This is a genomic window from Okeania sp. SIO3I5 (assembly GCF_010672085.1).
In the GTDB taxonomy this organism is placed as follows: domain Bacteria; phylum Cyanobacteriota; class Cyanobacteriia; order Cyanobacteriales; family Microcoleaceae; genus Trichodesmium.
In genome coordinates this window covers 64,850-72,156 of the sequence record NZ_JAAHHT010000031.1, presented here as the reverse complement: position 1 = coordinate 72,156, position 7,307 = coordinate 64,850, and the positions used below count along the sequence as shown (strand labels likewise).

The 7,307-nt window shown below is 34.7% G+C and carries 9 protein-coding genes and 2 pseudogenes; 4 read left to right on the top strand and 7 right to left on the bottom strand.

The genetic code is table 11. From position 1 onward, the window contains the following. Positions 1-148: 148 nt before the first annotated feature. Complete coding sequence (locus F6K40_RS09990) at positions 149-610, bottom strand: DEAD/DEAH box helicase family protein (RefSeq protein ID WP_293134887.1); 462 nt, start codon at positions 608-610, stop codon at positions 149-151. A gap of 64 nt (positions 611-674) precedes the next feature. Beyond that, entirely contained in the window at positions 675-947 is a 273-nt protein-coding gene (locus tag F6K40_RS40755; RefSeq protein WP_365670891.1) for a DEAD/DEAH box helicase family protein, read from the bottom strand. A 398-nt stretch (positions 948-1,345) separates the two neighbouring features. Between F6K40_RS40755 and F6K40_RS09985 the strand changes: the two are divergent. Next, positions 1,346-1,591, top strand: a pseudogene (locus F6K40_RS09985) (tetratricopeptide repeat protein); the annotation flags it as partial. 26 nt (positions 1,592-1,617) lie between these two features. On the opposite strand, the gene F6K40_RS09980 reads toward F6K40_RS09985, so the two are convergent. From F6K40_RS09980 to F6K40_RS09970, 4 genes and pseudogenes are all read right to left on the bottom strand, one after another. After that, entirely contained in the window at positions 1,618-2,205 is a 588-nt protein-coding gene (locus F6K40_RS09980; protein ID WP_293134884.1) for a DNA-binding protein, read from the bottom strand. 288 nt (positions 2,206-2,493) lie between these two features. Beyond that, the gene (locus tag F6K40_RS09975; RefSeq protein WP_293134896.1) at positions 2,494-3,522 is read right to left on the bottom strand and encodes a pentapeptide repeat-containing protein; all 1,029 of its coding nucleotides are present in this window, start codon (positions 3,520-3,522) and stop codon (positions 2,494-2,496) included. Then, positions 3,499-3,576, bottom strand: a pseudogene (locus F6K40_RS41575) (pentapeptide repeat-containing protein); the annotation flags it as partial. The gene F6K40_RS09975 and the pseudogene F6K40_RS41575, both read right to left, overlap by 24 nt. Positions 3,577-3,657: 81 nt before the next feature. Continuing rightward, entirely contained in the window at positions 3,658-4,602 is a 945-nt protein-coding gene (locus tag F6K40_RS09970; protein ID WP_293134881.1) for a pentapeptide repeat-containing protein, read from the bottom strand. Between the two features lie 417 nt (positions 4,603-5,019). Between F6K40_RS09970 and F6K40_RS09965 the strand changes: the two genes are divergently transcribed. Genes F6K40_RS09965 through F6K40_RS09955 form a run of 3 tightly spaced genes read left to right on the top strand, consistent with a single transcriptional unit; the run spans position 5,020 to position 6,026 of the window. After that, positions 5,020-5,223, top strand: coding sequence for a hypothetical protein (locus F6K40_RS09965; protein ID WP_293134878.1), 204 nt, complete (start codon positions 5,020-5,022; stop codon positions 5,221-5,223). Beyond that, a complete protein-coding gene (locus F6K40_RS09960) occupies positions 5,213-5,767 on the top strand; it encodes a transposase (RefSeq protein WP_293134875.1) in 555 nt (184 codons plus the stop codon). The genes F6K40_RS09965 and F6K40_RS09960 overlap by 11 nt, the downstream gene beginning before the upstream one ends. After that, positions 5,748-6,026: a hypothetical protein gene (locus F6K40_RS09955; protein ID WP_293134872.1), complete on the top strand. Its 279-nt coding sequence runs from the start codon at positions 5,748-5,750 to the stop codon at positions 6,024-6,026. Before F6K40_RS09960 ends, F6K40_RS09955 begins: the two co-directional genes overlap by 20 nt. An 866-nt stretch (positions 6,027-6,892) precedes the next feature. Here the strand turns inward: F6K40_RS09955 and F6K40_RS09950 are convergent. Continuing rightward, positions 6,893-7,111: an NfeD family protein gene (locus F6K40_RS09950; protein WP_293134869.1), complete on the bottom strand. Its 219-nt coding sequence runs from the start codon at positions 7,109-7,111 to the stop codon at positions 6,893-6,895. Between the last annotated feature and the right edge of the window lie 196 nt (positions 7,112-7,307).

Genomic DNA, 7,307 nt, shown 5'->3' with positions numbered 1-7,307 from the left:
AGGAGGCAGGAGGAAAAATTATCCTTTGATTTTTCTGCCACAGTCAACTCAAAATCCTAACTTTTTGAACTCCCTAGAACAAAAACCTTGTACTTTTTCAAGACATAAAAAGGCTAAAACCTTTAGGAGTCAATGCTTTTAGATTTAATCAGCAAGCCCTATATAATTGTTGCTGACGAACTTCATCAAAATTATCAGAAGTTCTGTTCGGGTTACTGCATTCTGATTCCAGACGAGCAATATCAACTCCATCGTACCCATAATTCCTAAAATCAGATAAATAACCTTGGTCAATCAATTCTTGAATATCTGGACCTTTAACTAATTTTTCAAACCACTGACCAAAATATTCAGTAGGAAATTTTCGCCTCCAGGGAGAAGCAGTAAATCCTATTTTAATTGCATTAGGAAAAGTTTCATCAAGTGTTTTATAGGTATCAAACCAGCAAGTAGTATGACACTCGTCAATGAGAATAAGATCGGCATAATTTAACAAATCTCGACGAGCTTGTGTCTGAATACCAACAATTTGAAGCGGACGTTCCCTATTTTCTTGGTAACCAACTTTAATGATACCTACTTGTTCTTGATCAATTTGAACCTTAGTCATATAGCTGAGAAAGAGTTGCTTAGGACATGGACTGATGATGAACCTTAGACTGGGAAATGTTTTTCTAACTGTTCCCTGTTCCCTGTTCCCTGTTCCCTGCTATAGTATCCAAGGTTTGGTCTATAATGAACTCTCTGTTGGTTAGTAAAATTGCCTTCTTATTTCTGGATAAAGCATCAGCTAAAATGGAAGCAATGACAATGGTTTTGCCAGAACCCGTAGGAGAATAACATAATATTTTCTTACTTCCTTTCTTGATTGCCTTATAGATATCATTTTTAAACTTTTGCTGATAATTCCTTAAAGTATATATTTGGTGATTTGCTATAATGTTCAATGTTCATAGATAATCTAGTTGACTATTAATTCATTATAGTATCTTGAAATAAATTTTGTTTGACTTGAGAGAAGAGTTGAATTATGAGATATAAACTAGGATGGGTTGAGGAAAGAAATCCAACATATAGATGTTTAAATGTGATTGTTGGTTTGCGCTAACCCTTAACCTAACCTAGTTTCTAAAGTCTAAAAACTAAGACGTTTGAGTTACAGCAGTTTTCATGATTAATAGACCACAGTAGGGACGTTAAATAACAAAAATGCGTTTCATGTCTAGAGCGAAACCTCCCTACTGGATTATCATTTTTTTTGTGTGGTTTATTGACCTGAAAACTGCTGTAAATATTTATCGATCTAGAGAGAATAGACTCTAATTTTTAAGTCGGTCATTATAACCGAGGTATGGTTTTGAAAGATAATTGTTGGTTTACTGAAGCGATCGCCTCCTATCAAAAAGCAATTGAACTTGATTCTGACTATGCAGAAACTTATCAAAATTTGGGTGTTGTACTTTTGAAGGTTGGTCAAGTACCAGAAAGTTTAGAAATGTTTAGGAAAGCTATTAGTTTGCATGAAAAATATAACCCTCTTGAAGCAAAGCGACTTAGGGAAGTATTAGAGTCGATGGGTTTTATGTTGTAAAGTTCTAGCCGTCGAAGTTGAAATTTTTAAGTTACTTTAGAAACAGATGTTTCTTTTAGAGGTGGAGTTGTTTGAATTGTAGTGACTAGGTTGAACTCAGGAAGATCGGGATTTAACAATTCATCTTCACCCAACTCAGTATTCCGGAAAAACTTACGCACAATTTCCACATCTGGTTCAACCTCAATCCAAAGACGCGCGCCGCCTGCCTGACTCCGATTTGGTGTATGAGGGCGATAAACAATTTTGCAATGCCCTTTTATCTCTGCCTCGTGACAGCGATCGTTGCGATTTCCTTGTTTAACGGATATGGCGGGATGCGATGTACCATGGTCTCGGTTATAGTCAATTTCTTTTCGCAGAACATGAATAAAAGTATTGCCTGTACGTTGTCCTTTATTCCAAGTTCCCTCAGGACCTCGACGACCTGGAATTACTTCCGGCATTCCTCGACTATTTAGAGGAATTTTCCAGAAATGTTTGCCTCTACGAGCGTCTTTGATACGACCTTGGCCTAAAAGTACCCGTAATCTTCCCGTCGAAATATTCAATAAAAAAGCTGCTTCAGTTGTACCAACGGTTTCAATAGTTTCAATAGCTTCCATAGATTCCATAATTTCCATAACCATAAAAAGCAATAACGTTATATTTAAACAAAATACTGAGAAAAGATCAAAAGTTATCTGATAGTTTCAACAAAAGTCATAAATATAGAGACAAAAAACTATAACGTCTGACTTTTAGAAAATAGATAAAGTCTATATCAAGAGATTCAATAATAATTTTTATGATGTTGTCTGAGTTATCGATTTTAAGATTACCTCCTAAAGTTGATCGAAAACTAATAGTTTAAGTCGTTGATTTTCTAATAATACTTGACAACTTATAAATGATAACTGATTTTATCGTTCAATCCAACCTTGAAAAGCTGCTACTAAAACATTAGCAACTGGATTGTCGAGAGCTTCTTTAAATGCTTCTGTTCCCGCCGATCTTAATACTCCTATTACTCGCTGTTTTAATGTGGGGTTATTTTCTACAATTTCAATAGCTTGAGCAGCAACTGCCATTTGACCTACTGTAGTTTCTGTAGAGTTTGATTGTTCTAATTGTTTGAGAAGTTGTTGAATTTCTTGGGCAACTTCAACCAGATTTTGTTTTGCTTCGGGGTTAGTAGAATAGTCGTTGAAAGTTCCGCCTATTTGGTCTCTACCAGCAAAACCCCCTCCACCTATTTGGTCTCTACCAGAAAAACCTCCTCCAAATGTTGCACTGCGCAAGTCAAATTTAGTACCTTCTTTTTCTGCCATTGTTTCTACAACTCCTATTAATCTTGTATTATCTTTGCGTATCCAATTTCTTTCTTCGCGTATATTTTTGATTTCTTCAGAATAAAAATTTTTTTGTTCAGATAAAAGTTCTATTTCCTTATCTTTTGAGTCTAACATCGGTTTATATTTTTGCCAGAATTTACGCTCATATTCTGCTTCGTCAATTTTCTCAGAAACTTTGACGCGAATAACAAAAGCACCGTCGCCTTTATTTTCTATTGTTTGGATGACTGGTAATTCTTCTGTGTCACTTTCCACTCGGAGTTCTTGAAAAGTTTTCAGAAAAGTCTCCCAGTCAATACCATCTTTGAAAATTAAATCGACAGTATTGGGAATTTTCTGAGCCAATTTAGCAAATTCACCACGTTCAAAATTTTTGTCTGGATCAGCAGGGCGACGTTCACGTTCAGGATATTTCAGGAAAATATAATTACAGTCAATTTCAATTAGTTGAGTAGTATTGCTGATTCCCCAATCTTCTACACAAGCTCCTGTTAAAGTTGCTCTAGTTAAATCTGCTCCTTCTAGTAAAGTTTGCACTAACCTAGCTCTAGATAAATTAGCGTTTTGTAGGTTGGCGCGATTTAAGTCTGTGCCAATGAAGCTAGCATCTTGTAGGTTAGCTGCCTTGAAATTAATACCTCTGAGGTCGAGGCGATCAAAGTTTTTATCTTGCCCTTCTCCTGTTCTAACTAACTCTCTGACTTTAGGATCTTTTAAATAGGTTTTCCCTGATCAAACAAGGTCTAGTTTAATAGCATTTCTCCAACAAGTATGAGTTATGTTAGCTCCTCTAAAATCTGTACTTTTGATAGTAGCATTAGTGAAATCAGCGTCAGTTAAATTTGTATTTCTAAAAGATGTTCCGATTATCGCAGCAAAAGCAATAGCTATATCACGGATCGAAGTGTACTTTTCATCTCCTTTAATTGTCTGATAACCAATCCAAGCACTTAGTAGTCCTTGGAACAAGGCTAAACCTAAGTTTACGACTTCTATCCTGCTGCCTACTACTATTGTTGCTGTTTCAGCTAAGATTATGTTTACAGCTAAGGCCAAGGCTAAGGCTATGCTTAAGGCTCCTGCTATAGTCCCAGTTACAGCTACGGCTAAAACTATGGCTACGGCTCCTGCTATGACTCCCAATAGGGTTATGGCGAAAACTACGGCTACAGTTATGGCTAAGGCTACGCCTACGGCTCCTGATATGACTCCAGCTAGGGCTAGGGCTAAAGCTACAAATCCTGCTATAGCAGTAGCTATAGCTACGGCTGAGTTTTCTATTCTTTTACCAATAAACGTTGTGCATAACGTTATCAAGTATATAGTAATGAAAATTAAGGATACCCAACGATCAAACTGAGTTTCTACATTACTTAACTCAAATATTTGTAATGTCAAATTTGAAATGAGTAAATTCAAATAAACTGATATACCAACTAGAAAAAAAACACTATAAAGCAAAAATACCACCCAATGCTTCTCTAATCCTGCCTTAGCTCTACTAAAATTTGTTTTGGTTAAATTTGCCACACGAAAATTAGTACCCCGAATATCTGCCCCACTAAAATCTGCTGCCGTTAGATTTGCTCCAGGAAAATTAGTACCCCGAATATCTGCCCCACTAAAATTTGCTCCAGATAAATCTTTTCCCTTAAAAGATAGACCCCAAAGCCTCACGGGGTGACAAGCGCCTCAAAAGCCTTACTAACAATGGCTTAAACGATTAAAGTAACTCTGGAAAATTACAATCAATATTAAAAATAATAATTATTATTACTACAAGTGTCGGCGATCGCAACCCATCGGCATCCCCAATTTTAGTTGATTTTTATGTAAATTTTAAAAATTAGCCATAAGTCACATTTTATGGTAAAAAAAGTTAGTCCACTTACACACATAGACCAACTCAAATGCAATTTTTATCATTGTATGAGTCATATTTTAAACAATCTTTGACCAATACTCAACTTCAAACTTTAAAAATTTTAGGCAAGGTTAATTACTGTCCAAAAAACTGTCAAAATAGAAAGGTTAGCTGCTAGTTTTCCTCTGCCTATTAAATATGAAAGTCGTCGTCGTCACATTCAACGGTTTTTGGGATTATATTCTTTAAGTATACCTTTATTTTGGTTTCCCATTATAGAGAAAATTATTAATCAAGAATTTTCTTATGGTAGTCGGTTAATTTTAACCATTGATAGAACTCAATGGAAAGCTCAGAATATTTTTGTTATAGGTGTAATTTATAAAAAACGTGCTTTACCTATTTATTGGCAAATCGTAAGACTTGAAAGGTAGTAGTAATTTAGGAGAGCAGAAAGCACTGATTAAGCCTGTTTTACGTTTACTAAACAAATATGAATTGGTAATTATTGGAGACAGAGAATTCCATGCTCCAGAGTTATCTTACTGGTTGAAACATCGAAAATCACTTCAAAACATTTATTTTGTTTTCAGACAAAAAATGAATACTTACTATAAAAAAACAGGTAAAAATTATCAAAAACTGAGTTCTTTACCTGTATCTCCAGGAACTAAAATCTTTTTGAGTAGTATTAATATTACTCGAAAAAAAGGGTTTGGTAAATTTAATTTAGCAGCTTATTGGAAAGGTAAATATAATCAGAAAGTAGAAAAAGAACTATGGTACTTGTTGACAAATCTTGACAACTTGGATGAAGTATTAAAAATTTATCGGTCGAGAATGGGGATTGAAGCTATGTTTAAAGATTGCAAAACAGGAGGGTATAATCTAGAAGGAAGTCAAGCTAATACCCAACGATTGACGAATTTAGTTTTACTGATAGAAGAGTGCTTATACTGTGTCATGTCAACAAGGTAAAATTATTAAAAAATCTGGTTATCAAAAATACATTTGTCGCTTGAAAGAAGTTGGTCGAAAAGATAGAAGACATAGCAATTTTTGGGTAGGTATTTATGGTGAATTGTGGGTCATAGCTGCGAAATATTTAGTTGATCTTGTTCAAGGTATGATGAATCTATCACGCCTAGAAAAAGCTCTATTATCAAAGGGGATTAAAAGCCATGTCTATCTTATTAGATTAAGTATTTGTACTTTCAAACATTTACAGTTTATTTGATGACTAAAAAATTTTTTTTATTAGCTTTGAGTTGAAAAAAAAATCAACTCAACATGGGGGTGTAGTTTAGCGTTGGCGGAGCCTAGCGGCAGCTATATCGCTAAACTACACCCTCACTAATAATGATTATCATTTTCAATATTGATTATAATTTCCAAGAGTTACTTTAATCGTTTAAGCCATTGTTAGTAAGGCTTTTAAGGCGCTTGTCACCCCCTGAGCCCCAAAGCTCACTCCTTGGAAATATCGTGTACCTTTTTCATATTCCTGTAATATCTTACGCGCTCCCATCGTTAGTATTTCTTTAAAATTAAGAATTCAGGACTATTTGGGTCAATGGAGGAAAATTTTCTCCTAGTCTAGTCTAGTTTATATTTTTTTTGAAACATTAATCATCTTTTTTACTGACCTTTCAACACATCCTCAATTTATCTAAAATCTAAAAACTAAGACGTTTGAGTTAAATATTCGATCAATACTAGAAAGAGGTAGGCGATCGCTATTTTCCCACCTCATCTAAAAACTAAGACGTTTGAGTTATAGCAGTACGGTATAAAATATTTACACATTATTTTTTATACATTTTTTTTAGACCGCACTTTGAGCTGTAAGTTGTAAATACCTGAGTGCAGCCTATAAAAATTTCATCAGTTAGAATAGAAGTAGGCAATGCCACCTTCCTACCTCATCTAAAAACTAAGACACTTGAGTTAAAAATTTCATCAATCTAGAGAGAGTGAGGCGATCGCTACTTTCCCACCTCATCCAAAAACTAAGACGTTTGAGTTAAATGTTTCATTAATCAGAATAGAGGAAGGCCATGCCACCTTCCCACATCATCTAAAAACTCAGTTTACTGATAACTGTTACAGACGGTGTACTAATAAAGTAATTCCCTGACGACCGACAACTGCAATTTCTTGACCAGGATAAAGAGTCATACTGTAATCTCTAAAAAGCACCGCAGGCCAATATGTAGTTTTAAATTTAACTCTTCCAGGCTTATCAGCAGTAATTTTTTCTTCAACCACACCAACTTCAGCTTTAGAAAACATCTTTGGAGCATCACAACGAAATTTCTGCATTATTATTCTTCCTTATATACTTTCAGTATTAACCTATTTAATGCCCCTGTAATTTAAAAATATTGAAAAATTAAGAACCTTAAATTTTGTCCTTAATTAAGGCTACATTTTACTTATGTAGTTTTCCGGAGGTTGTTTAATTTGCACCTCAGATTATTTTCTTGGATATATATACTTATTTATAGCGCTGCTTGCT